Genomic DNA, 24,722 nt, shown 5'->3' with positions numbered 1-24,722 from the left:
ACCCCGTCCCGCGGACGGCGAAACGAACAACGACTTCGAGTGATGAGAGAATTGAGGACATGACAGGGTCTGGGGAGTTCGAGCCCGAGTCGGAGCGGGTCACGCGCCTGCTGCGTGACGAGATCATCGACGGTGTGCGTGAGCCGGGCGGCAAACTCGTCGAGCGTGAGCTCGCCGCGGAGCTAGGTGTGAGCAGGCTGCCGATCCGGGAGGCCCTGAAGGCACTGGTCACCGAGGGGCTGGTCACGCCGAGGCCGCGGACCTGGGCCGTCGTACGGGAGTTCACACCGGCGGACGTCGAGGACCTCGACGAGGTCCGCGCGGCCCTCGAGACCCTGACCTTCCGGCTCGCCGCCCAGCGGCGCACCCGCGCGGGACTGGAGAAGCTCCGTTCGGATCTCGACGCCGAGCTGAAGGCGGCGGACAAGGGGGACGCCGTACGGGCCCACCGGGCCGCCGCCGACTTCCATGAGACGGTGACCGAGCTGGCCGACAACGAACTCCTCAACGAGCTCCAGAGCACGCTCCGGAGCCGGATGCGCTGGCTGCTGGGACAGCACGACGACCTGGAGGGTGTCGCGCAGGAGCACGAGGGCCTGTACCGGGCGATCGCGGAGCGGGACGTCGCGAGCGTTGAACAGCTGGCCAGCAAACATCTGGTGACCGGCCGCAACGCAGCTGCCGCGCGACGCAGGTCCCAGGGCTGAACGGAGCGGCCCCCCGGGCGGGCGCACCCGGCGGCGGGCCGCCCCTGGCGTCCCCGGAGTCTGTCGGGTGATCCGTGATCGGGCCGAGGCCACCCGGCAGGTCTCAGACGTAGACGATGCCGTCCGGGACATCCGGGCGGATCCCCGTGCCGATGTTCCGGTCGAGGAGGTCGTCGAGCCGTTCGAGGGGGCCGATGAGAGCCCGCCCGCCGGCCTGGGCGACCCGTACGGCGGCGTCGACCTTCGGCTTCATCGACCCCTCGGCGAAGGCCAGCCGGGAGATCGCCTCCGGTGAAGCCGTGAGAATGTCCCGCTGCTCATCTCCACAGGGCCAACACCCTGGACGGAGTGGACCAGGCCTTCGTGGCCATGGGCACCGAGATGAACAAGGGCGTGCTGAACAACCTCGGTCTCCTCACGGCCGAGCTCGAAGCCGCCACCAACGCACCCGACACCTCCGAGCAGTATTTCGACATGGTGATGCGCGTCTGGAGCGATCGAGGCTGGCCGACGCGAACCATCAGCACCTCGCGCCCAAGTGCGAGGGCAGCAGACACACCCGACGGCTACGGACTCAGCCTCACACAGAGTGTCAACGGATACCTCGGCATGGCCGGGGCGACGCCGTCCTTCGCCGGCTCGGAGCCGGGAGACCCACTCCCGGCCCGGATCGACCACCCAGCCCTATCACGGAACTGAGCACCGCCCGCCCCGACCCGTGGTCTTCGGCAAGCGCGGCTCCCGCCGGGGCCCACGCGCGGTCGGAGACCGGCGCGGTCGGGTGGTCGGTCAGGAGCGTCGCGAATCGGTTCCGGAGCGGGGCTGTCAGCCACACACAGGCCGTTCCGGAGCAAAGCGGTCAGCCACACACGCAGGCCGTTCCGGAGCAGGGCGGCCAGCCACGTGCAGACCTCGTGCCCGCTTCATTGCGGGGGTATCCGCGCCACCTGTCTGCGCGAGCTATAAGCTGCACCTGCCCCGCGGGGGAAGTCCGGTCGAAATCCGGCGCTGACCCGCAACGGTAGGCGGAGCCCGATATCGGGCCCCGTAAGCCCGATTACCCGCGGTGGTGAAGGCTCCTGTCAATTCGCCGTGGACTGCGAGTGGTGCTGCGCAGGGCGCTCGGCGCCCGGGCTGCTCCTTTGATCACGTAGGTGCACGGCCCGAGGCGAAAGCGATCCGCCCGTGGCCACACCCCTCGACCGCAAACCCGCCGTGCCCCCGCGCACGTCCCGTGCCGGAGCCGGGCCCGCGCCGCCCCGGCGCGTGTCACTGCCACTGCTGCTGGCCACCCTGTGCGCCGTGCTTCTGGTCTCGCTCGTCTGCGGGGCGGGGATCGGAGCGTCGGGGCTCTCCTGGGGTGAAGTGCTGCGCTGTCTGTGGGCCGGACTGACCGGCGGCCGCATAACCCCCGAGCAGGTACCGGCGTACACCATCGTCTGGGAACTGCGCTTTCCGCGCGCCGTGCTGGCCGCGGTCGTCGGGGCCGGTCTCGCGGCCATCGGCGTCGCCGTACAGGCCATGGTGCGCAACGCCCTCGCCGATCCGTTCGTCCTCGGCATCTCCTCCGGCGCGGCCGTCGGCGCCAACGCCGTGCTCATCTTCGGGGCCTTCGGCGCGCTGGGCGTCTGGGCGCTGTCCACGGCGGCGTTCCTCTCCGCACTCCTCGCCATGATGCTGGTGTACGCGATCGCACGCACCCCCCGCGGCCTGACCCCGCTGCGGCTCGTCCTGACGGGCACCGCGATGTACTACGGCTTCTCAGCCGTCACCACGTTCATGGTGTTCGCGGCCGAACGCGGCGAGGCCGCCCGCTCCGCGATGATGTGGATGCTCGGCAGCCTCGGCGGCGCCACCTGGGCCTCCGTGCCCATCGCGGCGGGAGCCGTGCTCGGAGGTCTCGCCCACCTCGCCTGGTCGGCGCGCCGGCTGAACGCCCTGGCCATGGGCGATGAGACCGCCGCCGCGCTGGGAGTGGACGCGGGACGGCTGCGCAAGGAGCTCTTCCTGGTCTCCGCGGCCGTCACCGGTGCGGTCGTCGCGGTGAGCGGTGCGATCGGCTTCGTCGGACTGATGGTGCCGCACGCCGTACGGATGCTGGTCGGCGCCGACCACCGCCGGCTGCTGGCCGTCGCGCCACTGGCGGGCGCCGTTCTGCTGATCTGGGTGGACATCCTCTCCCGTGTGCTGCTCGCGCCCGCCGAACTGCCGGTGGGCGTGCTCACCGCGGTCATCGGCGTGCCGTGCTTCGTACTGCTGATGCGCCGCCGCTCCTACACGTTCGGAGGCGCGTGATGCGGATCGACATCGACGCCCTGACGGTCGAGATCGCCGGCGCACGACTGGTGGCGGATGCCACGCTGGGAGCGGGGGAGGGACAGCTCGTCGGCCTGGTCGGGCCCAACGGCAGTGGAAAGTCCACCCTGTTGCGCTGCGTCTACCGGGCCCTGCGCCCCTCGTCCGGCACGGTGCGGATCGGCGGCGAGGACCTGCATGCCATGAGCGCGCGCGAGGGCGCCCGCCTGCTTGCCGCACTGCCCCAGGAAGCGGTCGCCGAATTCGACTTCACGGTCGCCGAGGTCGTGGCGATGGGCCGGCTGCCGCACCAGCGGTCGATGGGCCGGGCCACCGACGAGGACCGGCAAGCGTGTGAGACCGCGCTGGCGAATGTCGGCGCCGGCCACCTCGCCGAGCGCGGCTTCCTCACACTCTCCGGCGGCGAGAAACAACGAGTGCTGATCGCCCGCGCACTGGCCCAGCGGCCCCGGCTCCTGGTGCTCGACGAGCCGACCAACCACCTGGACATCGCACAACAGCTGGAAGTGCTGGCGCTGGTACGCGGCAGCGGGCTGACCGTCCTCACCGCGCTGCACGACCTCAACCTCGCCGCACTCCACTGCGACCTGCTCCATGTCATCGACAACGGCCGGATCGTCGCGTCCGGCGCACCGCACGACGTGCTCACCCCCGAGTTGCTGGCCGATGTCTTCGGCGTACGGGCACACCGCGTCCCGCATCCGGAGACCGGCGCCGTCCAACTGCTCTTCGACCGCCTGCGCCCCGCACGATCCGATTCTTGAGGAGTCGCCCCCACCATGCCGAACCTTGCACGCCCCGCCGCGCTCGTACTCGCGGCCGCCCTGGTCCTCACCGGCTGCGGAGCGGAGGTGTCCGCCCGCCAGGAGGACGGAGCCGGCCCTCGCGACGGCGACGGACACTATCCGGTGACCATCGAGAACTGCGGCCAGAAGAAGACCTACGACAAGGCCCCGCAGCGCGTGGTCACCAATGACGTCGGCATCACCGAGATCATGTTCGCGCTCGGACTCGAAGACCACATGGCGGGCTATGTGATGCCCGAGGACAAGGGTGACCTCACCTCTGTTCCCTGGAAGGACGGATACCGGAAGGCCAAGTGGCTCTCCAAGGACAGGATCAACAAGGAACTGGTCATCGACGCCCGCGCCGATCTGGTCTTCGCCGGTTGGAACTACGGATTCAGCGAGGGAGACGGGTTCACCCCCGCCGAGCTCCGAAGAGTGGGCATCGACTCGTATCTGCTGAGCGAGTCGTGCCGCAACGGCCGGGGGAAGGCACGGGGGGTGATGGCACCACTCGATGCGCTCTACACCGATTTGCGGAACCTCGGGAAGATGTTCGACGTGGAGGACCGTGCGGAAGCCCTCGTCGCGAGGTTCCGGAAGCAGGTGGCCGAAGCGCAGGCCGGAGCTCCGAAGGGCGCCGCCCGCCCGCGGGTCTTCCTCTACGACGACGGGCGGGACAAGCCGCTGACCTCCGGTGCCTACGCCGGACCGCACGACATCATCACCAAGGCCGGTGGTGATCACGTCATGAAGGACCTCAAGGACAGCTGGGTGACGGTGGGCTGGGAGACCGTCGTCGACCGCGATCCCGAGGTGATCGTGATCAACAACTACGGTGACACCGGCGCGGAACAGAAGAAGCGGTTCCTGAAGTCCTATCCGCCGCTGGCCGACGTGTCGGCCATCAAGAACGACCGGATCTTCGTCCTCGACTACGCGGATCTGGTGGAAAGCCCACGCAATCCCGCAGCCATCAGCTCACTTGCCGCATACCTGAGGAAAGCGACTCCTGAGGGCTGTCCCGGGGCGGCCACCTGGCCGAAGTCCGATCACGGCCGGACAGTAGAGTTCGGCTGCGTCATCCACTGAACACCGAGGTACCGTCCGTGACTCTCGCACCACCCGAACAACCCGTCCCACCTGCGGTGGCCGTCGTGGGAATCGGCGCCGACGGATGGGCGGGACTGCCCGACGCGGCGCGCACGGAGCTCGTCGGCGCACAGGTCCTCATCGGTGGTGAGCGGCAACTCCGCCTGCTCCCGCCGTCCTGCCGGGGGCAACGGGTGCCGTGGCCCTCGCCGTTGCGGCCCGCCGTCCCTGGCCTGCTCGCCGCGCACGCCGGGAGCAGGATCGCCGTCCTGGCCAGCGGCGACCCCATGTTCTACGGCATCGGCCGGGCCCTCACCGAAGTGCTCGGCACCGGTGGGCCGAGGATCCTGCCCCACCCGTCCTCGGTGTCCTACGCCTGCGCCCGGATCGGCTGGCCGGTGGAGGACACCGAGGTCGTCACCCTGGTCGGCCGCCCCGCCGCCCGGCTGGCCGCCGCCCTGCACCACGGCCGGCGGGTCCTGGTCCTGAGCGCGGACGCGACCACCCCGGCCGCGGTGGCCGGGCTGCTGCGCGAACAGGGCTTCGGCCCGAGCCGGCTGCGCGTGCTCGAACAGCTCGGCGGAGCGGACGAAGCATGCCTGGAGGGCACCGCGGACCAGTGGCCGCACCCACCGGGCGACCCGCTGAACGTCATCGCGATCGACTGCCTGCGCACCCCCGAAGCCCTGCGCCTCGGCGCCGTGCCCGGTCTGCCCGACGCGGCGTACGAACACGACGGGCAGCTCACCAAGCGGCACATCCGGGCCGCGACCCTCGGTGTGCTCGCACCCGCCCCCGGCGAACTCCTCTGGGACGTCGGCGGAGGCTCGGGATCCATCGCGATCGAATGGATGCGGACCCACCCCTCCTGCCGTGCGATCACCGTGGAACGTGACCCGGAGCGCGCACGACGCATCACCCACAACGCCGACCGGCTCGGCGTACCGGCCCTGCGCGTGGTCACCGGACCGGCCCCCGGCAACCTGGACCGACTCCCCGCGCCCGACGCCGTGTTCATCGGCGGCGGGCTGACCGTGCCCGGTCTTCTCGACGCCTGCTGGGACGCACTGCCGCCCGGCGGACGGCTGGTCGCCAACACGGTCACGCTGGAGTCCGAGGCGCTGCTCGCCGAGGCGCACCGCGGACACGGCGGCGAGCTCGTCCGGCTCGCCGTCGCGCACGCCGTGCCGGTCGGCGGATTCACCGGCTGGCGGCAGGCCATGCCCGTCACCCAGTGGTCCGTACGCAAACCCCTGCCCGGTCCCGAAGCGGAACACTCGGCACCCGAGCCCGCGCAACACCCAGGAGACAACAGATGACCGTGTACTTCATCGGCGCGGGCCCCGGGGCCGCCGACCTGATCACCGTGCGCGGCGCCCGAACCCTCGCCTCCTGCCGGGTGTGCCTCTACGCGGGCAGCCTGGTGCCCCGGGAACTGCTCGCCGAATGCCCCCCGGACGCCCGCCTGGTGGACACCGCGCAGCTCGACATCGACCAGATCACCGCCGAACTGCTGGCCGCGCACGAGGCCGGTCACGACGTGGCCCGGCTGCACTCGGGCGACCCCTCGGTGTTCAGCGCGGTCAACGAGCAGATGCACCGGCTCGACGAGGCCCGGGTGCCCTACGAAGTGGTGCCCGGCGTACCCGCGTTCGCGGCCGCCGCGGCGGCGCTCAAGCGGGAACTGACCGTGCCGACCGTGGGCCAGACCGTCATCCTCACCCGGATCGCCCACCGCGCGACCGCGATGCCGAAGGGCGAGGACCTGGCCACCCTGGGCCGCAGCGGTGCCCTGATCGTGCTGCACCTCGCCGCCAGGTACGTGGACCGCGTCGTCGAGGAACTGCTGCCGCACTACGGGGCCGACTGCCCGGCCGCCGTGGTGGCGCTGGCCTCACGCCCGGACGAGATCGTCCTGCGCGGAACCCTCGACGACATCGCCGAGCAGGTGAAGGCGGCGGGCGTGATCCGTACCGCCGTCATCATGGTCGGCCGCACCCTGGGCGCCGAGCGGTTCCGCGACAGCCACCTCTACTCGCCCGCACGCGAGCGCCACGTCTGCTGACGACGCCACCGCACCGGCCGGGCGGCCGGTCAGCGCACTTCGCTGCGCCCGACGACCGTGCCCGCCCGGTCGATGCAGATGACGTCGACGGCGACCGGCGCACCCCGCAGCACCGACAGCGCCTCGTCCCGTGCCGTCACGGCCACCAGGTCCCCGAGCGGAACCCCCCGCGCGAGGCACAGCTGGAGTGCCGCGAGTCCTGTGTTCGCGACCGCCACCTCGGCCGCCAGGGCCTCGTCCGCACCTCCGCGCCGGGCCAGCCCGGCCAGGAACGGCTTGTCCACCTGCGACCGGCCGGAGTGCAGGTCGAGGTGGCCGGCGGCGAGCTTCGACAGCTTCGCGAACCCGCCGCAGACCGTGAGCCGGTCCACCGGATGACGGCGGATGTACTTGAGCACCGCGCCCGCGAAGTCGCCCATGTCGAGCAGCGCGATCTCCGGCAGCCCGTACTCGGACACGACGGTCCTCTCCGAGGTGGAACCCGTGCACCCGGCCACGTGGGTGTGCCCGGCGGCACGGGCGACGTCCACACCGCGGCGGATGGAGTCGATCCACGCCGAGCAGGAGTACGGCACCACCACACCGGTCGTGCCGAGGATCGACAGGCCACCCAGGATGCCCAGGCGCGGGTTCCACGTCGAGCGGGCGATCTCCTCACCGTGGTCCACCGAAACGGTGACCTCCACGTCCCCCGCCCCCCGGTGCTCCGCGGCGACCCGCGCGATGTGGTCCCGGATCAGCCGGCGCGGCACAGGATTGATCGCCGGCTCCCCGACGTCGAGCGGCAGCCCGGGAAGGGTGACCGTGCCCACTCCGGGCCCGGCCCGGAACACCACACCCGAGCCCGGCGGCAGCCGCCGCACGGTGGCCCGGACGAGAGCGCCGTGCGTCACATCGGGGTCGTCGCCCGCGTCCTTGACCACCCCGGCCGTCGCCCGCCCCGCGGCCAGCTCCTCCACCGCGAGCGCGAAGGCGGGCGTCTGCCCCTTGGGTAGGGTGATCGTCACCGGGTCGGGGAAGTCGCCCGTCAGCAGGGCCGTGTACGCGGCGGTGGCCGCCGCGGTCGCACAGGCGCCGGTGGTCCAGCCGGGCCGCAGACCGGTGTGTTTCAGCTGGGCGCTGCGTCCGCCCTCAATCTCACCCATGGATGGATCCGATGCATGTACTCGTACTCGGCGGGACGACGGAGGCCCGCCGCCTCGCCGAGTTGCTGGTGGAGGTGTGCCCGGCCGGGGCCAGGCTGACGAGTTCGCTCGCCGGACGCGTGGCCGGTCCGAGGCTTCCGCCCGGCGAGGTCCGCATCGGCGGCTTCGGAGGAGCCGACGGGCTCGCCGCATGGCTGCGTACCCACCAGGTGGACGCGCTCATCGACGCCACCCATCCTTTCGCCGGGACGATCAGTTTCAACGCGGCCGCTGCCGCCGCTGCCGCCCATGTTCCCCTGCTGGCGCTGCGCCGGCCCGGCTGGGTGCCCGTCGACGGTGACGACTGGCACCCGGCCGGTTCGCTGGCTCAGGCCGCGGCGGCACTGCCCGCGCTCGGCCGGCGGGTGTTCCTCACGACCGGGCGGATGGGACTTGCCGCCTTCGCCGGGCTGGACGAGCTGTGGTTCCTGATGCGTTCGGTGGACGCCCCCGAGGCTCCGTACCCCGCCCGCATGGAGGTGCTGCTCGACCGGGGCCCTTTCACCCTGGACGGGGAACGCGAGCTGATCCGCCGTCACCGCATCGACGTCGTCGTCACGAAGGACAGCGGCGGCGCCGCCACCGCCCCCAAACTCGCCGCGGCCCGTGAGGCGCGGATCCCGGTGGTGGTGGTGCGGCGGCCGCCCGTGCCCGAGGGTGTCCAGGTCGTCGAAGGCCCTGAGCCGGCTGTCGCCTGGCTCCGCGAACACATCCGCCACCGGACGTAGGGCCGGCCGCCCCGGCTCGGAGGTCACCCGACGGCCTCTCAGCCCTCCGGGTACCGACGGCCTCTCAGCCTTCCGGATACCGGCGGGGCGTCCAGACGATCTGCCGTCCGTCACCGCGCTCGACCCAGCGGGTCTGCGAGGACCCGACGAGCAGGATCGTGCGCATGTCGACCTCGCCGGGGTCGAGATCGCCCAGGCGCACGGTCCGTACGTTCTCGGCGGGCCCGCCGACATCCCGGCCGAGGACCACGGGCGTGTCCGGCGAGCGGTGTTCGAGGAGCAGGTCACGGGCCTTGCCGACCTGCCAGGTCCGGCTGCGCGAACCGGGGTTGTACAGCGCGAGCACGAGATCCGCCGTCGCGGCCGCGCGCAGCCGCTCCGCGATCACCTCCCACGGCTTGAGCCGGTCGGAGAGCGATATCGTCGCGTAGTCGTGGCCCAGTGGCGCACCCGCCCGCGCGGCGGCGGCGTTGGCCGCGGTCACCCCCGGCAGCACCCGCACCGGCACCCGCGCGTACTCGTCCTGCGACGCCACTTCGAGGACGGCCGTCGCCATGGCGAAGACCCCGGGGTCGCCGCCCGACACCACGGCCACCCGCCGCCCGCGCCGGGCCAGATCGAGGGCGAACTCGGCACGCTCCGACTCGACCTTGTTGTCGGAGCCGTGGCGCACCTGCCCCGGCCGGACCGGCACCCGGTCCAGGTAGGTGGTGTAGCCGACCAGGTCGTCGGCGGCGGCCAGCGCCCCGCGCGTCTCGGGGGTCAGCCACAGCGGCCCGGCCGGTCCGGTGCCGACCACGGTCACCTCGCCGCACTCCGGGGCGCGTTCGGGACGCGGTGCCCCGACCCTGCTGGGCAGGACCGCGACCGCGAAGTACGGCACCGAGCCGGCCTCGACCTCGGCCAGCTCGCCGACCCGCTCCCCGGCCATCGTGGCGCGCTCGACGTAACGGGCCTCGGGCAGCCGCCCGGACGCCTCGAAGGCGCCGCGCACCGTGGGAAACGTACGTCCCAGCTTCATCACCACGGCCGCGTCGGTGGCGGCGAGACGGGCGGTCAGCTCCTCCTGGGGAAGTGTGCCGGGCAGGATCGTCAGCACCTCCTCGCCCTCCACGAGCGGGGTGCCGAGCCGCGCGGCGGCCGCGCTGACGGAGGTGACGCCCGGGATCACCTCGGTCGGGTAGCGGTCCGCGAGCCGCTTGTGCATGTGCATGTACGAGCCGTAGAAGAGCGGGTCGCCCTCGGCCAGCACGGCGACCGTCCGCCCGGCGTCGAGGTGCACCGCCAGACGGGCCGCCGCCTCGGCGTAGAACTCCTCCATCGCTCCCCGGTACCCGCCCGGGTGGTCCGTGGTCTCCGTGGTGACGGGGTAGACCAACCGCTCCTCGACATGGTCGGCACGGATGTGCTTCGCCGCGATGGACCGGGCGATGGACCGTCCGTGCCGGGCGCTGTGGTACGCGATGACATCGGCCTCGGCGATGATCTCCACCGCGCGTACGGTCATCAGAGCCGGATCGCCGGGGCCGAGCCCGACCCCGTACAGCCGGCCCGTCTTCTGCTCGCTCACGTCTACTCTTCCTCGCTGGCGATCGCGTTGAGGGCGGCGGCCGCGATGGCGCTGCCGCCGCGACGGCCTCGGACGATCAGATGCTCCAGCCCGGACGGGTGGGCGGCCAGGGCGTCCTTGGACTCGGCGGCACCGATGAAGCCGACCGGCACACCGATGACGGCGGCGGGGCGGGGCGCGCCCTCCTCGATCATCTCCAGCAGCCGGAACAGGGCGGTCGGCGCGTTCCCGACGGCCACGACCGCGCCCTCCAGCCGGTCGCGCCACAGCTCCAGGGCGGCGGCGCTACGGGTGGTGCCCAGCTCCTTCGCCAGGCCCGGCACCGACGGGTCGGACAGGGTGCACACCACTTCGTTGTCCGCGGGCAGCCGCTTGCGGGTCACACCGCTGGCGACCATCGCCACATCGCACAGGATGGGTGCGCCGGCCCGCAGCGCGGCGCGGGCGTGGGCGACCGCGTCCGGGGTGAAAGCGAGATCGCGGACGAGGTCGACCATCCCGCAGGCGTGGATCATGCGGACCGCGACCTGGCTCACATCTGCGGGCAGACCCGCGAGATCCGCCTCGGCACGGATCGTGGCGAAGGACTGGCGGTAGATCGCCGGTCCGTCCTTCTCGTACTGGTGCACAGTGCTTTCGCTTTCTTCCTCGGGCGTGCAACGGTCGGGTGATGGGGGAGTCGGGCGTACGGGATCAGCCGCGCGTACCGCGGGCCGCGGCAACCGCCGCGGCGAGCCCGCCGGGGCTGTCGTGGACGCTCACCGGGGCGTCCCGTTCCTCGCCCCGCACGACACAGATCCGGTGTCCGCCGGAGGGGGTGGCGACGACGTCGACCCACTCGCCGCGGGGATGGCCGCACCGGCGTTCGCACCCGGACCAGTACACCGGCAGCAGGCCCACGGGCCCCACCGCGGCCGCTGCCCGGCCCCGCACGTCGGCCAGCGATTTCGCGCAGCCGGGCCGGCCGATGCAGGCTCCCACCCCGGTCCAGGGGGAGTCGGGCCCGACGACGAGGCCGGTGGTCCCCAGACTGTCCAGCAGCCCTGCGGCCCGCCGCCGCTCCACTCCCGGTACGACGACCCCGCGCCACGGTGTCAGCCGCAATTCGCCACGGCCACCGTGCCGGGCCGTCTCCGTCAGCGACCGCCACTGCGCCGGGGTGAAGCGCCCCAGGGGGATGCCGATGGACAGCGCCGCCTCGTCGTGCCGGCCGGTCACCACGCCCGGGGCGGGGCCGTCCGATCCGTGCGGGCAGTCGCGGTTCTCGGTGGCGGCGGGGCCGTAGCCCTCCCTCCGCAACCGCCGTGCCACCTCGTCGAGAAGGGGGCCGGCGCCGCCGGGCAGATCCGTCACACGCCAGGCACCGGTGCCGGACGCCCGCTCCAGAAAGATCTCGGCCGCCATGAGGACGGCCTGCGGCGCCCGCGCGCCGGGTATCCGCACCACGGTCCGGTCCGTGCCGATCCGCAGCAGCGCCGCTCCGTCGTCCTGCGCCAGCAGCGTCACATCGCCGCCCAGCGCGTCCACATCACCACGACCGTCGTCGAGCACGAACAAGAACCTGCCCGACAGTCCGGCCGTCCGGCCGCCCGCGCACAGCAGCGCGTCCAGCGTCCGGAGCCACGGCCCGACATCCTGTGCCCCCCGGCCGTCGAGCCCCGAGAGCGGCGACGCGACGATGTTGCGTATCCGTTCGTGGCGGGCGGAGGGCAGCAGCCCCGCTTCGCCCAGCCGGCCGGCCAGTTCGCCACCGCAGTGCGGGCCCAGTCCGCGCAACTGGACATTGCCGCGCGAAGTGAGATGCAACTCACCATCGCCCAGACTCTCCGCCGCCGCCCCCAGCACATCCGCCTGCACCGCGGTCAGCAGACCACCGGGCACCCGGACACGGGCCAGAGCGCCGTCGTCCGCCCGGTGCAGCCGCAGCGTGCCGGGGCAGGCGTCACCGCGGTCCCGGGCAGACGCGTCTTCGGGCAGCGAAGGCGAAGTGGCAGGTGGGGGCATGGCGGCGAGCATACCGACCATCTGACCAGATCCGTATGTCCTCCATCGGTTGACCGGCCCTTACTATGCCTAGTGACGGGCCATCCGGCACGTCGTCGCCACAGACGGCGACAGGGGAGGAAGTCCGGTGCGATTCCGGCACGGTCCCGCCACTGTGAGCCCGGCCCCGGCCGGGCGAGTCAGGAACTCCCTTCCCCGGCCCTCGACTCCGTCGAGCAGGGGAGCTCCATTCCGACACCGCCCGGGGCGTGGACACCCCGAGGAAGGCCCGACGCCGCATGATCCTGCTCCTGTCGACGTCCGACACCGACCTGCTCAGCGCCCGCGCCTCGGACGGCCCGGTCTCCTACCGCTACGCCAACCCCTCCCGGCTCCCGCTCCAGGACCTCCCGCAGCTCCTCGACGGCGCCGACCTGGTCGTCGTACGCCTCCTCGGTGGCGTACGTGCCTGGCAGGACGGCCTCGACCAAGTCCTCGCCACCGGACGCCCCGTCGTCGTCCTCACCGGTGAACAGGCCCCCGACGCCCAGCTGATGGCCGCCTCCACGGTCCCCATCGGTATCGCCGCCGAGGCCCACGCCTACCTGGCCCACGGCGGGCCCGCCAACCTGGACCAGCTCGCCCGCTTCCTCTCCGACACCGTCCTGCTCACCGGCCACGGCTTCGCACCGCCCGCCCCGGCACCCTCCTGGGGCCCCCTGGAGCGCACCGCCCGCCGCACCGACGGCCCGGTCGTCGCCGTGCTCTACTACCGCGCCCACCACATGAGCGGCAACACCGCTTTCGTGGACGCGCTGTGCGGTGCCGTCGAGGACGCGGGCGCCCGCGCGCTGCCGCTGTACGTCGCGTCCCTGCGCACCCCCGAACCCGAGCTCATCGAAGAGCTGCGCGCCGCCGACGCGATCGTGACCACCGTCCTCGCCGCGGGCGGCACCCGGCCGGCCGAGGCATCGGCGGGCGGCGACGACGAGTCCTGGGACGCGGGCGTCCTCAGCGGCCTCGACGTCCCCATCCTCCAGGCGCTCTGCCTCACCGGTTCACGCACCGACTGGGAGGACAACGACGAGGGCGTCTCACCGCTCGATGCCGCCAGCCAGATCGCGGTCCCCGAGTTCGACGGCCGCCTGATCACCGTGCCGTTCTCGTTCAAGGAGATCGACGAGGACGGACTGCCCGCGTACGTCGCCGACACCGAGCGCGCCGCCCGCGTCGCCGGTATCGCCGTGCGCCATGCCCGGCTGCGCCACATCCCGGCCGCCGAGAAGCGGATCGCGCTCGTGCTGTCCGCGTACCCGACCAAACACTCCCGGATCGGCAACGCCGTCGGCCTCGACACCCCGGCCAGCGCCGTCGCCCTGCTGCGCCGACTCCAGGAGCAGGGATACGACTTCGGTACGCAGGAGGTCCCCGGCCTCGTGTCGGGCGACGGCGACGAGCTGATCCGCGCACTGATCGAGGCGGGCGGACACGACCAGGAGTGGCTCACCGAGGAGCAGTTGGCCCGCAATCCGGTCCGGATCCCGGCCGCCGACTACCGGCGCTGGTACGCGACCTTGCCGGCCGAGCTCCGTGAATCCGTCGAGCAGCACTGGGGCCCGGCCCCGGGCGAGATGTTCGTGGACCGGTCGAGCAACCCGGACGGCGACATCGTGCTCGCCGCCCTGCGCCGCGGCAATCTGCTCATCCTCATCCAGCCGCCGCGCGGCTTCGGCGAGAACCCGATCGCGATCTATCACGACCCCGATCTGCCGCCCTCGCACCACTACCTGGCCGCCTACCGCTGGATCGCCGCCCGGGCCGACGACAACGGCTTCGGCGCCGACGCGATGATCCACCTCGGCAAGCACGGCAACCTGGAGTGGCTGCCCGGCAAGAACGCCGGACTCTCCGCCGCCTGCGGTCCCGACGCGGCCCTCGGTGACCTGCCGCTGATCTACCCGTTCCTGGTCAACGACCCGGGCGAGGGAACGCAGGCCAAGCGGCGCGTCCACGCCACCCTGGTGGACCACCTCGTACCGCCGATGGCACGGGCCGACAGCTACGGGGACATCGCCCGTCTCGAACAACTCCTGGACGAGCACGCCCAGATCGCGGCGATGGACCCGGCGAAGCTCCCGGCGATCCGCGCGCAGATCTGGACCCTGATCCAGGCCGCCAAGCTCGACCACGATTTGGGGCTGGAGGACCGCCCCGAGGACGAGGGCTTCGACGAATTCATCATGCATCTCGACGGCTGGCTCTGCGAGATCAAGGACGCCCAGATCCGCGACGGCCTGCATGTGCTGGGCGGCGCCCCGGCCGGCGCCGACCGGGTCAACCTCGTCCTCGCGATCCTGCGGGCCCGCCAGATCTGGGGCGGCACCGCCTCCCTGCCGGGCCTGCGCGAGGCCCTCGGGCTCGACGAGTCCGCCGCGACCCGCGTCACCGCCGACGAGGCCGAGGAGCGGGCCCGCGCACTGGTCCAGGCGATGGAGGACGCCGACTGGTCCCCGGACGCCGTCGCCGAGGTGGCCGCCGGGCACCCGCGGGCGGTCGCCGACATCCTCGCCTTCGCCGCCCGCGAGGTCGTCCCGCGGCTGGCCGCCACCACCGACGAACTCGACCACGCCCTGCACGCGCTGGACGGCGGATTCGTTCCCGCCGGACCCTCCGGCTCCCCGCTCCGCGGCCTGGTCAACGTCCTGCCGACCGGCCGCAACTTCTACTCCGTCGACCCCAAGGCCGTACCCTCGCGCCTCGCCTGGGAGACCGGCCAGGCCCTGGCCGACTCGCTCCTGGAGCGCTACCGCACCGACAACGGCGACTGGCCCACCTCGGTCGGCCTGTCCCTGTGGGGCACCAGCGCGATGCGTACCGCCGGTGACGACGTCGCCGAAGCCTTCGCGCTGCTCGGCGTCCGCCCCGTCTGGGACGACGCCTCGCGCCGCGTGACCGGCCTGGAGGCGATCCCGCCGGCCGAGCTCGGCCGCCCGCGCATCGACGTCACCCTGCGCATCAGCGGCTTCTTCCGCGACGCATTCCCGCACACCATCGGCCTCCTCGACGACGCGGTCCGCCTCGTCGCCTCCCTGGACGAGCCCGCCGAGCAGAACCACGTACGCGCCCACACCCAGGCCGACTTGGCCGCCCACGGCGACGAACGCCGCGCCACCACCCGTATCTTCGGCTCCCGCCCCGGTACGTACGGCGCCGGTCTGCTCCAGCTCATCGACTCCCGCGACTGGCGCACCGACGCGGACCTCGCCGAGGTCTACACGGTGTGGGGCGGCTACGCCTACGGACGGGAACTCGACGGCCGCCCGGCCCGCGAGGAGATGGAGACGGCGTACAAGCGGATCGCGGTCGCGGCCAAGAACACCGACACCCGCGAACACGACATCGCCGACTCGGACGACTACTTCCAGTACCACGGCGGCATGGTGGCCACCGTCCGCGCCCTGCGCGGCACCGCCCCGGAGGCGTACATCGGCGACTCCACCCGCCCCGAGACGGTCCGCACCCGCACCCTGCTGGAGGAGACCTCCCGGGTCTTCCGCGCCCGGGTGGTGAACCCCAAGTGGATCGAGGCGATGCGGCGGCACGGCTACAAGGGTGCCTTCGAGCTGGCCGCCACCGTCGACTACCTCTTCGGATACGACGCGACGACGGGCGTGGTCGCCGACTGGATGTACGACAAGCTCACCGAGACGTACGTCCTGGACCCGGCCAACCGCGAGTTCCTCCAGCAGGCCAACCCCTGGGCCCTGCACGGCATCGCGGAACGCCTGCTGGAAGCGGAGTCCCGCGGCATGTGGGCCAAGCCCGACCCGGCGATCCTCGATGCCCTGCGCCAGGCATACCTGGAGACGGAGGGCAACCTGGAGGGGGAGGACTGACCCCCCCCGGGCCCGGCTCCGGACCATCGGACGGCCACAGGCGTCCGGTCCCCGCCCGAACGTGGGCCGGGGCCGGGCGGGGGCCGCCCCGCGCGGTGGTTCCGCGCGGCGGGCCGGGCCATCTGGGCGTCACCCCATTGCCCCAGGTAGACGCACTGTTCGGCGAAGGAGCGTCACCTGTCCTGCCGCCGGGCATAGTGTCGCCCGTGGCGTGGAAGCGATCTACGCATGACCGAAAGTGCTAGCCCTTACATCTCGTCGGCCCGGATCACCGTGCTCGGTGTGCAGCCCGGTGACCCGCCCTTCCGTCTCGTGGAGATCGACGGGGAGGTGGTCAGCGCGGCGACATCGATGGTGGATGTGCTCGCCGTCGCCTCGGCCGCAGGAATCAAGGTCCATGACCTCGACGACCCGACTGTGGTGCGGTGGGTGGGCGGCGGAAAATTCCATTGGCGGCCGCACTGAGGGTGGCCGTGCGGTGGCTGCGCGGGGCGGGCGGCGGGTCCGAACCCGCCGCCCGCCCCGCGACCATCGTCCGAAAACCCGACGCGCGAAAACCCAACACCCGAAACCCAACACCCAGATCCGAGCCCCGACTCGCGAGCACAACACACCAACCCACGAGCGCGTCACAAGCCGGAGCCGCCAGCTCGGCCGGGCCCCGAACTCTCCCGTCCCGCGCTGACGTTCCACGCACGTTTCGCTGACGTTTCGCTGACGTCCCGGGCCTGACGCTGCCTCCTCAGGCCAGCGAGGCGGCGCGGGCGGGGTCGATCACGTGCTGGAGAGGTCGGTCATGTATAAAGCGTCGGAGTTCGTCGAGCACAAGCTCTCCGAGACGATGACGTTCGGCCCCGAGGGCACCGCCGAGGTGGGGTGTCAGGACGACGTTGGGAAGGGTGAAAAGTGGCGAGTCATGGGCGGGAGGCTCCGGGTGCGTGACATCGAGTACGGCGGTGAGGTCGGGTCTGGCGTGCAGGACCTCCGCCACGGCGGTCTCGTCGATGAGCGCGCCGCGTGCGGTGTTGATCAGCGTCGCGCCAGGCCCCAGGGAGTTCAGCAGCGGTGCCCCGATCGTGCCGCGGGTCTCAGGCAGGAGGGGCGCGTGGAGACTGACGACATGGCAGGTGGCGAACAACTCCTCGATGCCGACCAGCCGGACCCCCGCCTGCCGGGCGGTGTCGGGGGAGGCGAGGGGATCCGTGGCCAGGACCTCGATGTCGAAGCGGCCGAGGTGGGCCGCGACGAGACGGCCGATGTGCCCGAGCCCCAGCAGGCCCACGCGTGACCGGTAGGCCCCCGGCACCTGGGGGTTGTGGGGGAAACGGCGGCTGCTCGCCACCTCCCGGGCGATGCGATGCACCTGCTTGAGTCCGAGAAGGACCTGGGCGAGAGTGAACTCGGCGACCGGGACGGCGTTGGCCGCGGCCGCGGAGACGATCGGGACGCCGCGCGCCCAGAAGGCCGGTGTGGTCAGGTGCCGCACGGAGCCCGCGGCGACGAGGACGGCCCGCAATCGAGGGGCATGTGAGAGAAAGGCGGCATCGAGCACGGGCGCGCCCCAGCCCGCGAGCAGGACATCTACCTGTCGCAGCACGTCGGGGTCCTCGTCGAGCTGCTGCCGTGTGAGGGGCGGACCCTGCAGGTGTACGAGACGTTCCACTTCGGCTAGGACCTGGCGGGGGTAGACGTCCGCCCTGCGTTCTTCCTCCATGACCAACAGGGCTGTCGGTCTGCGGGCCGGCTCGTTCATGGCGTTACGCTCCTCAGCTCTTCGCTGACGGACGGTCAGCGAATGGACTCGTGGGCTCTGGTCGGGCGCGTGGGGAAATGTCTGACCCGATGTTGAAGATTGATGTGGCTTGTTCGTTGCCCTGGTCGATGTGCTTGCAGGCACGATACATCGGATGATTGGGGGAGGCCTCGGATGAGGATCGGTCACCTGGAAGTCGCCGAACCGTCGGCTTTCGCGTTCGGGTGTGAGTGGTGCGTGGTCGGTCCGCCGGTGTGCAAGGTGGCGAAACTACCGTCTTGCCAGGGGCTTTCATGAAGCACTCCGGTTGTGACCGGAGGTGGTGGGTCGTGAGGGAGTGGCGTGGGGGCGGGTTCGGCAAGGCTTTTGCGGGCCATCGCGAAGCTTTTGTATTCATCGGACTATTGACCAAGGATTCGGACCCCGTTAGCGTCCCAGCAAGCGCTTTCCAGACCAGCTGTGACCAAGCGCTTCCAGGCCAGCTGTGATGCGGCGAAACAGGAGTTGTCATGCAGAGATCGCGGTGGATCGGTGCGGGTGTTCTCGCTTCCGCGCTAGTCCTCACCAGCTGTACATCAGGGCCTGCGGGAGTGGACGCCAAGCAGAACTCGAAGGCACCGCTCGAACTGTGGACCCGGACGACACCGGGCGGCCCGGGAGAGCAGGGGGCGCTCAAGCTCGCCGCCGCCTTCGAGAAGGCCACGGGCTACAAGGTCAAGGTCACGGCGATCTTCGACGACTTCGAGACCAAACTCCAGCAGCGGGCCGCGCAGAAGAAGCTGCCCGACATCGTCATGAACGATGTGACGCAGCTGGGCGCCATGCACAGCCAGGGCCTGCTCCGGGAGATCGATCTGGACAAGGTCGAGAACGGCAAGCAGATCGTCGGCCAGGGGCTGGACTCCGGCAAGAGCGTGGACGGCAAGCAGTTCGGCCTGCCGTACTCGGCGCAGGCGTCCGCGCTGCTCATCCGCAAGGACTGGCGTGAGAAGCTGAAGCTCGAAGTCCCGCAGAGCTGGGACGACTTCGCCGCGATGGCCGATGCCTTCACCACCAAGGACCCCGACGGCGACGGCAAGAAGAACACGTACGGCCTCGCCGCTCCGCTGTCCACCAAGCGCGGATACGCCTCCTGGTACTTCTCCAACTTCCTCTGGGCCGCGGGCGGAGACTTCATCACCGAGGCCGGGGACGGCAAGTACAAGCCCGCGATGACCACGAAGGAATCGGTTCAGGCCGTGCAGTGGTTCCGCGACCTCGGCTGCAAGAACAAGGTCATCCAGCCGGGCGCCGTGACCATGGAGACCCCGCCCACGAACGAGACGTTCGAGGCGGGCCGGACCGGCATGTTCGTCGTCGGCCCGTACCTGCTGCCCCGCTTCGACGAGACCCTCGGCAAGGACAAGTACGAGGTCGTCCCGATGCCCAAGGGCCCGAAGGATGCCACCGTGCTCGCCGAGGGCGGGTCCATCTACCTGATGGCGGGCTCCGAGAACATGGCGGGCCAGGACGCCTTCGCCGACTTCGCCGTCTCCGCCGAGGGCCAGAAGACCGGCATGGCGGGCGAGACCGGATTCACCGTGCAGCTGCCCGTCAACAAGTCGGTGGACATCTCCAAGGTCCGTCCCGACCCCCGCTGGAAGACCTACGCGGAGATCTACCAGAGCTCCGGTCGGTACGCGCCGTCGATCCCGAACTGGACCCCCGTCCGGCAGACGACCGCGGAGACCGTCAATGCCCTGATGGCCGACTGCGACCTGGACACCGGGACCAAGCTGAAGGAGCTCGACAAGCAGCTCGCCGACATCCTCAAGGAACAGGGAATCGCCGCGTCATGAGTCTTGACCAGGCGGATCCGGCCGCCCTCCCGGCGGCCGGGCCCGCCACCCGGAAACCGGGCCGCACGGCCGCCGGCCGTCGCGGGCACGACCGCCGGGCGGGCCGGTGGTGGACACCGTGGCTGTTCCTGGCACCGGCACTGCTTCTCTTCCTGTACTTCAAGTTCATCCCCATGGTCAGCGCGCTGACCATGTCCTTCCAGGACGTCCAGCCCTACCTCGGCAACAGATGGGTCGGCACCGAGAACTACTCCACGGTGCTCCAGTCCGACGGCTTCCGTGAGGCCGCCTGGCACACCGTCGTTCTCGCCGCCGGACAGACGGCCGGCTCGATGGCCCTCGGCCTCGTACTCGCACTGCTGATGGAGGGACAGGGCCGCAGGCTCGGATTCGTACGCTCCGCGGCGTTCCTTCCGGTGGTGGTGCCGATCGCGGTCGTCGCCGAACTGTGGCGGATCATGTACCACCCGACCGCCGACGGCATGCTCAACTCCATCCTCGGCCTGGTCGGGTTCGGCCCCTCGGGATTCATCAACGACCCCGACACCTCGATGGCCTCCATCATGCTCACCGGCATCTGGCGGGGTGCCCCCTACGACATGATGATCTTCCTCGCCGGCCTCACCAGTGTGGACCGCGGCCTGTACGAGGCCGCGAAGGTCGATGGCGCCTCCCGGCTGCAACGGGTCTGGCATGTGACGGTGCCCGGACTGCGATCGGTGTTCTCGATCCTGTTCATCCTCGCCGCGATCCGCGGACTGCGCGTGTTCACCGAGGTGTTCCTGCTCACCAACGGCGGGCCCGACGGCTCCACCGAGGTCGTGATGACCCTGATCTACAAGCTCGGTCTGGAGCAGAACAGACTCGGCGTCGGCGCGGCGGGAGCCGTCCTGCTGTTCATCGCGACGCTGATCCTGACAGTCGTCGTCCACCTGCTGCGACGGAGAGAAAGCAAATGAACGCGCCGAACGACACCGCGCTCGGTCTGACAGAGAGCCGTAGTCCGGGCGGGCGGATCCTGAAGGCCATCACCTACCTGCTGGTCCTGATCGTCTTCGCGGGCCCCCTGCTGGCCCTGCTGGTCAGCGCCTTCAGCCACGTCAAGGACCCGACCCAGCTCAGCGTCATCCCCTCGGGCGCCACTCTGGACAACTTCCGGATCGCCTTCGACCAGGGTGTGCTCGCCTACCTGCTGAACTCGTTCTTCGTGGTCGGCTTCGGACTGCTGCTCCAGGTGGCGGTCTCCGTCCTGGCCGGGTACGCACTGGCCAGGAAGCGCTTCCCGGGGATGACGCTGGTGCTCGTCGCCATCCTCGCGACGCTGATGCTGCCCGAGGAGATCCTGGCCCTCCCGCTGTCCGTGATCCTCTCCGACCTGCCGGTCGTCCACTTCAACCTCATCGGCACCCTGGCCGGAATGATCGTCCCGCTGGGCGCCTGGGGATTCTCCATCCTCGTGATGACCGAGTTCATGAAGGACGTGCCCCGCGAACTCGAGGAGGCCGCCCGCATCGACGGCGCCGGCGACCTGCGCATCTTCGCCCAGATCATCCTGCCGATGTGCAAGCCCGCGCTCGGGGTCATCGGGGTCTTCGGCTTCACCATGATCTGGGACCAGTACCTGCTGCCCCTCCTGGTCTCCACGGACTCCTCCTCGTACACGCTCCCGCTGGCGCTGCGGACCCTGCGGATCGACCCCGCCGTCACCCCGGGAGTGGTGATGGCCGCCTCCCTGCTGGCTCTGCTCCCCTCCGTGATCGTCTTCCTGTTCTTCCAGCGTTCCTTCGTGCACGGCCTGTCCTCCGGTGCCCTGAAGGGCTGACCCGGCAGACCGTCCGCGCTCGAACCTCCGTCCCCGTACGACCAGCCCTCCGGAAGCGCCGTGGCAAGGCCCGGACGCCGACGACAAGGAACGATGCCCCATGACCCCGAGCGCTGAGACGCCGTCGGCGTACCCCTCCGCACCCGCCACGACCCCGGACACCACCTGGTTCACCACCGACCGGTTCGGCATGTTCGTCCACTGGGGCCTGTACTCGCTCGCCGCACGGCACGAATGGGTCAAGAACCGGGAGAAGCTGACCGACGAGCAGTACCAGGTCTACTTCGACCACTTCGACCCCGACCGCTACGACCCGGTCCGGTGGGCCAGGGCCGCGAGGGCGGCGGGCATGCGGTACGTCGTCCTGACCACCAAGCACCACGACGGCTTCTGCCTGTGGGACAGCGCCCTCACCGAGTACAAGGTCACCAACACCCCGTACGGCCGCGACCTCGTCGGACCCTTCGTCGAGGCATGCCGGGCCGAAGGGCTCAAGGTCGGCCTCTACTACTCGCTCATCGACTGGCACCACCCGTCCTTCCCGGTGGACGGCACCCATCCGCAGCGCGACGACGAGGAGTTCAAGGCCGCGGCCGCCGACCGCGACATCCGCGACTACCAGCGCTATCTGCACGGCCAGGTCCGCGAGCTGCTGACCTCCTTCGGACGTGTCGACTACCTGTTCTTCGACTTCTCGTACGCGGGCCGCACCTGGTGGGGCGGCAAGGGCCCGGACGACTGGGACTCCCCGAAGCTGCTGGAGACGGTCCGCGCACTCCAGCCGCACATCCTCGTCAACGACAGGACCGGCCTGCCCGGCGACTTCATCACGCCCGAGCAGTACCAGCCCTCCGGCCCCATGACCAAGGACGGCCGGCCCGTGCTGTGGGAGGCGTGCCAGACGCTCAACGGGAGCTGGGGCTACGACCGCGACAACCTGGACCACAAGAGCGCCGACCTGCTGATCCGCATGCTCGTCGACGGTGTGTCCAAGGGCGGCAACCTGCTGCTCAACGTCGGCCCGACCGGCCGCGGCGAGCTGGAACCGCGCTCCGTCGCCGTCCTCGGCGAGATCGGCCGGTGGATGGACCTGCACGAGCGGTCGGTCCGCGGCTGCGGCCCGTCCCCGTACACCGCCCCGGCCGAGTGCCGGTACACCCAGCGCGGCGACCGGCTCTACGTCCACCTGTTCGCCTGGCCGCTGCGTCATCTGCACCTGCCGGGGCTCGCCGGCCGGGTGCGCTACGCCCAACTGCTCAACGACGCCTCCGAGATCATCCAGGTCCACATCGAGCCGGACCGGCCCGCCATGAACACGGAGATGGGCGGGCAGCCCGCCGGAACGCTCACTCTCGAGATCCCCGTCCAGCGCCCCGACACCCCGGTACCGGTCATCGAACTGTTCCTGGACACTCCGGCCGACCGGGCCGGCGCCTGACACCGGCCCCGCCCCTCACGATCCACCACCACACTCACGGAGGCACCATGCAACGCCGCACGTTCCTCATGGCTTCCGCGGCAGGGGCGGCGCTCGCCCTCGCCCCCACCGGCGGTCTCCCGACCGCGAGCGCGGTGGCCCCGGCCGCCGTCGGTTCGCTCGACGAGCTCCGGGCCGCCATCGACCGGGCACGGCCGGGCACCCGCATCGTCGTGGCCGACGGCACCTACACCGTTCCGCCGGACCGTCCCCTCACCATCCGGAACAAGCAGGGCACCGAACGCGCGCCCATCACCATCGTCGCCGCCTCCCGCGGCGGCGTCGTCCTCGACGGCGAACACAGCTTCGTCCTCGACGCGTCCAGCCACATCACGCTCAGCGGCTTCACCTTCCGCCAGAGCAGCACCCTGGACATCCCCCCGAACTGCTCGCACATCAGGCTGACCCGCAACGACTTCCAGCTCGCCGACATCGAGGGCCTGCACTGGGTGATGGTGCGTGCCGACGACAGCAAGGTCGACCACAACCACTTCCACGGCAAATCCACACTCGGCATCTACCTCGGGATCGAGGGCGCGGGCACGGAGGAGATGGCCCAGCGCGTCCACGTGTTCAGGAACTACTTCTCCGACCACACCTTCGCCGGCTCGAACGGCGGAGAGCCGATCCGGCTCGGCGTCAGCCCCCGGGCACTGTCCAGCGCCCACGCGGTCGTGGAGTACAACCTGTTCGAACGCGCCAACGGCGACCCGGAGGCCATCTCGGTCAAGAGCTCGGACAACATCATCCGGCACAACACCATCCGCGACAGCCTCGGCGGAATCGTCCTTCGGCACGGCAACCGCAACCGGGTGGACGGCAATTACCTCGTCGCAGGTACGGAAGGCGTACGTATCTACGGCAACGACCATGTGATCGTCAACAACCACCTCGCCGGCCTCTCCGGGCGGGCCATGGTGATCGGCAGCGGTTCGGAACGCGACCACCTGCCCGGCGAGTCGCCCGACGACCGCCGCGGCAACGACGCACCCGACCGGGTCCTCATCGCGCACAACTCCCTGGTGAACAACAAGGGCACACTCTCCGGCGAGAGCCAGCGCCCCCACGAGCCGCGCGATGTGACCGTCGCGGACAACCTGTTCGTCGGGGACTCGGGCGAGCTGGTCGCGATGGCGAACACCGTGCGCTTCGACTGGTCCGGCAACATCCTGTGGGGTGCCGCCGCCGACGGCAACATTCCTTCCGGCGGTTGCACCCGCGTCGACCCGAAGCTGGTGACCGGCCCGGACGGCACCACCCGGCCGGGCGCCGGCAGCCCGGTGATCGACGCGGGCACGCTTCGCCGGCCACCGGTCACCCATGACATCGACGGACAGCGGCGCGACCGGCACCCGGACGTGGGTGCGGACGAGTACTCGCTCCGGCCGCCCCGGCGTGGCCCACTGACCACCGCCGACGTCGGCCCCGACGCCCGCTGACCTCGTCCGTCCGAGCGGGACAGCCGGTCCGGTCCGCCCCGGCTGTCCCCACCGCCGATCGCCTGGC

General features: G+C 71.1%; 21 protein-coding genes and 2 riboswitches. Of the genes, 15 read left to right on the top strand and 6 right to left on the bottom strand.

The features are described from left to right. Positions 1-59: 59 nt before the first annotated feature. On the top strand, positions 60-707 hold the full coding sequence (locus tag OHA19_RS04465; protein ID WP_405719737.1) for a GntR family transcriptional regulator: 648 nt from the start codon (positions 60-62) through the stop codon (positions 705-707). Between the two features lie 103 nt (positions 708-810). Here the strand turns inward: OHA19_RS04465 and OHA19_RS04460 are convergent, their stop codons facing one another. Continuing rightward, on the bottom strand, positions 811-960 hold the full coding sequence (locus OHA19_RS04460) for a hypothetical protein (protein ID WP_405719739.1): 150 nt from the start codon (positions 958-960) through the stop codon (positions 811-813). A gap of 95 nt (positions 961-1,055) precedes the next feature. Between OHA19_RS04460 and OHA19_RS04455 the strand changes: the two genes are divergently transcribed. The 6 genes from OHA19_RS04455 to cobM all read left to right on the top strand — a co-directional run bounded on the left by OHA19_RS04455 (position 1,056) and on the right by cobM (position 6,965). Then, entirely contained in the window at positions 1,056-1,406 is a 351-nt protein-coding gene (locus OHA19_RS04455) for a hypothetical protein (RefSeq protein WP_405719741.1), read from the top strand. Between the two features lie 262 nt (positions 1,407-1,668). Next, a riboswitch (cobalamin riboswitch) is annotated at positions 1,669-1,791 on the top strand. Positions 1,792-1,892: 101 nt separating this feature from the next. Next, the gene (locus OHA19_RS04450; protein WP_405719743.1) at positions 1,893-3,002 is read left to right on the top strand and encodes a FecCD family ABC transporter permease; all 1,110 of its coding nucleotides are present in this window, start codon (positions 1,893-1,895) and stop codon (positions 3,000-3,002) included. Then, positions 3,002-3,787 (top strand): ABC transporter ATP-binding protein, encoded by a 786-nt coding sequence (locus tag OHA19_RS04445; protein ID WP_405719745.1) that lies wholly within the window; start codon positions 3,002-3,004, stop codon positions 3,785-3,787. The genes OHA19_RS04450 and OHA19_RS04445 overlap by 1 nt, the downstream gene beginning before the upstream one ends. 15 nt (positions 3,788-3,802) lie before the next feature. Then, positions 3,803-4,900: an ABC transporter substrate-binding protein gene (locus tag OHA19_RS04440; RefSeq protein ID WP_405749449.1), complete on the top strand. Its 1,098-nt coding sequence runs from the start codon at positions 3,803-3,805 to the stop codon at positions 4,898-4,900. Between the two features lie 17 nt (positions 4,901-4,917). Beyond that, positions 4,918-6,219: a precorrin-6y C5,15-methyltransferase (decarboxylating) subunit CbiE gene (cbiE, locus tag OHA19_RS04435; protein WP_405749447.1), complete on the top strand. Its 1,302-nt coding sequence runs from the start codon at positions 4,918-4,920 to the stop codon at positions 6,217-6,219. Then, positions 6,216-6,965 carry a precorrin-4 C(11)-methyltransferase gene (cobM, locus tag OHA19_RS04430; protein ID WP_405719751.1) on the top strand — a complete coding sequence of 250 codons (750 nt, stop codon included), beginning with the start codon at positions 6,216-6,218 and terminating at the stop codon, positions 6,963-6,965. Before cbiE ends, cobM begins: the two co-directional genes overlap by 4 nt. A gap of 29 nt (positions 6,966-6,994) precedes the next feature. Here the strand turns inward: cobM and OHA19_RS04425 are convergent, their stop codons facing one another. Next, positions 6,995-8,110 (bottom strand): cobalt-precorrin-5B (C(1))-methyltransferase, encoded by a 1,116-nt coding sequence (locus tag OHA19_RS04425; protein WP_405719753.1) that lies wholly within the window; start codon positions 8,108-8,110, stop codon positions 6,995-6,997. Between the two features lie 11 nt (positions 8,111-8,121). Between OHA19_RS04425 and OHA19_RS04420 the strand changes: the two genes are divergently transcribed. Next, on the top strand, positions 8,122-8,877 hold the full coding sequence (locus tag OHA19_RS04420; protein ID WP_405749445.1) for a cobalt-precorrin-6A reductase: 756 nt from the start codon (positions 8,122-8,124) through the stop codon (positions 8,875-8,877). A gap of 64 nt (positions 8,878-8,941) precedes the next feature. Here the strand turns inward: OHA19_RS04420 and OHA19_RS04415 are convergent, their stop codons facing one another. The 3 genes from OHA19_RS04415 to cobG all read right to left on the bottom strand — a co-directional run bounded on the left by OHA19_RS04415 (position 8,942) and on the right by cobG (position 12,463). Then, a complete protein-coding gene (locus OHA19_RS04415; RefSeq protein WP_405719757.1) occupies positions 8,942-10,447 on the bottom strand; it encodes a precorrin-2 C(20)-methyltransferase in 1,506 nt (501 codons plus the stop codon). A gap of 2 nt (positions 10,448-10,449) precedes the next feature. After that, positions 10,450-11,076, bottom strand: a complete 627-nt coding sequence (locus OHA19_RS04410) for a precorrin-8X methylmutase (RefSeq protein ID WP_388590205.1) — start codon at positions 11,074-11,076, stop codon at positions 10,450-10,452. Between the two features lie 64 nt (positions 11,077-11,140). Beyond that, positions 11,141-12,463: a precorrin-3B synthase gene (cobG, locus tag OHA19_RS04405; protein WP_405722047.1), complete on the bottom strand. Its 1,323-nt coding sequence runs from the start codon at positions 12,461-12,463 to the stop codon at positions 11,141-11,143. A 104-nt stretch (positions 12,464-12,567) separates the two neighbouring features. Then, a riboswitch (cobalamin riboswitch) is annotated at positions 12,568-12,640 on the top strand. Between the two features lie 89 nt (positions 12,641-12,729). Here cobG and cobN point away from each other — a divergent pair. Next, positions 12,730-16,326, top strand: coding sequence for a cobaltochelatase subunit CobN (cobN, locus tag OHA19_RS04400; RefSeq protein WP_405719759.1), 3,597 nt, complete (start codon positions 12,730-12,732; stop codon positions 16,324-16,326). A gap of 228 nt (positions 16,327-16,554) precedes the next feature. Then, positions 16,555-16,791 (top strand): hypothetical protein, encoded by a 237-nt coding sequence (locus tag OHA19_RS04395; protein WP_405719761.1) that lies wholly within the window; start codon positions 16,555-16,557, stop codon positions 16,789-16,791. A gap of 277 nt (positions 16,792-17,068) precedes the next feature. Here the strand turns inward: OHA19_RS04395 and OHA19_RS04390 are convergent, their stop codons facing one another. Next, the gene (locus OHA19_RS04390) at positions 17,069-18,079 is read right to left on the bottom strand and encodes a hydroxyacid dehydrogenase (RefSeq protein ID WP_405719763.1); all 1,011 of its coding nucleotides are present in this window, start codon (positions 18,077-18,079) and stop codon (positions 17,069-17,071) included. Between the two features lie 590 nt (positions 18,080-18,669). Between OHA19_RS04390 and OHA19_RS04385 the strand changes: the two genes are divergently transcribed. The 5 genes from OHA19_RS04385 (at position 18,670) to OHA19_RS04365 (ending at position 24,655) form a co-directional block, all read left to right on the top strand. Then, positions 18,670-19,917 carry an extracellular solute-binding protein gene (locus OHA19_RS04385; RefSeq protein WP_405719765.1) on the top strand — a complete coding sequence of 416 codons (1,248 nt, stop codon included), beginning with the start codon at positions 18,670-18,672 and terminating at the stop codon, positions 19,915-19,917. Beyond that, positions 19,914-20,876 (top strand): carbohydrate ABC transporter permease, encoded by a 963-nt coding sequence (locus OHA19_RS04380; protein WP_405719767.1) that lies wholly within the window; start codon positions 19,914-19,916, stop codon positions 20,874-20,876. Before OHA19_RS04385 ends, OHA19_RS04380 begins: the two co-directional genes overlap by 4 nt. Beyond that, positions 20,873-21,739: a carbohydrate ABC transporter permease gene (locus tag OHA19_RS04375; protein ID WP_405719769.1), complete on the top strand. Its 867-nt coding sequence runs from the start codon at positions 20,873-20,875 to the stop codon at positions 21,737-21,739. The genes OHA19_RS04380 and OHA19_RS04375 overlap by 4 nt, the downstream gene beginning before the upstream one ends. Before the next feature lie 100 nt (positions 21,740-21,839). Further along, positions 21,840-23,177 carry an alpha-L-fucosidase gene (locus OHA19_RS04370; RefSeq protein ID WP_405719771.1) on the top strand — a complete coding sequence of 446 codons (1,338 nt, stop codon included), beginning with the start codon at positions 21,840-21,842 and terminating at the stop codon, positions 23,175-23,177. Between the two features lie 47 nt (positions 23,178-23,224). Further along, entirely contained in the window at positions 23,225-24,655 is a 1,431-nt protein-coding gene (locus OHA19_RS04365) for a polysaccharide lyase 6 family protein (protein WP_405749443.1), read from the top strand. The last annotated feature ends 67 nt before the right edge of the window (positions 24,656-24,722 follow it).

Source organism: Streptomyces sp. NBC_00012 (assembly GCF_045040875.1).
Classification (GTDB): Bacteria; Actinomycetota; Actinomycetes; order Streptomycetales; family Streptomycetaceae; genus Streptomyces.
This window is presented reverse-complemented; position numbering and strand designations above follow the sequence as displayed.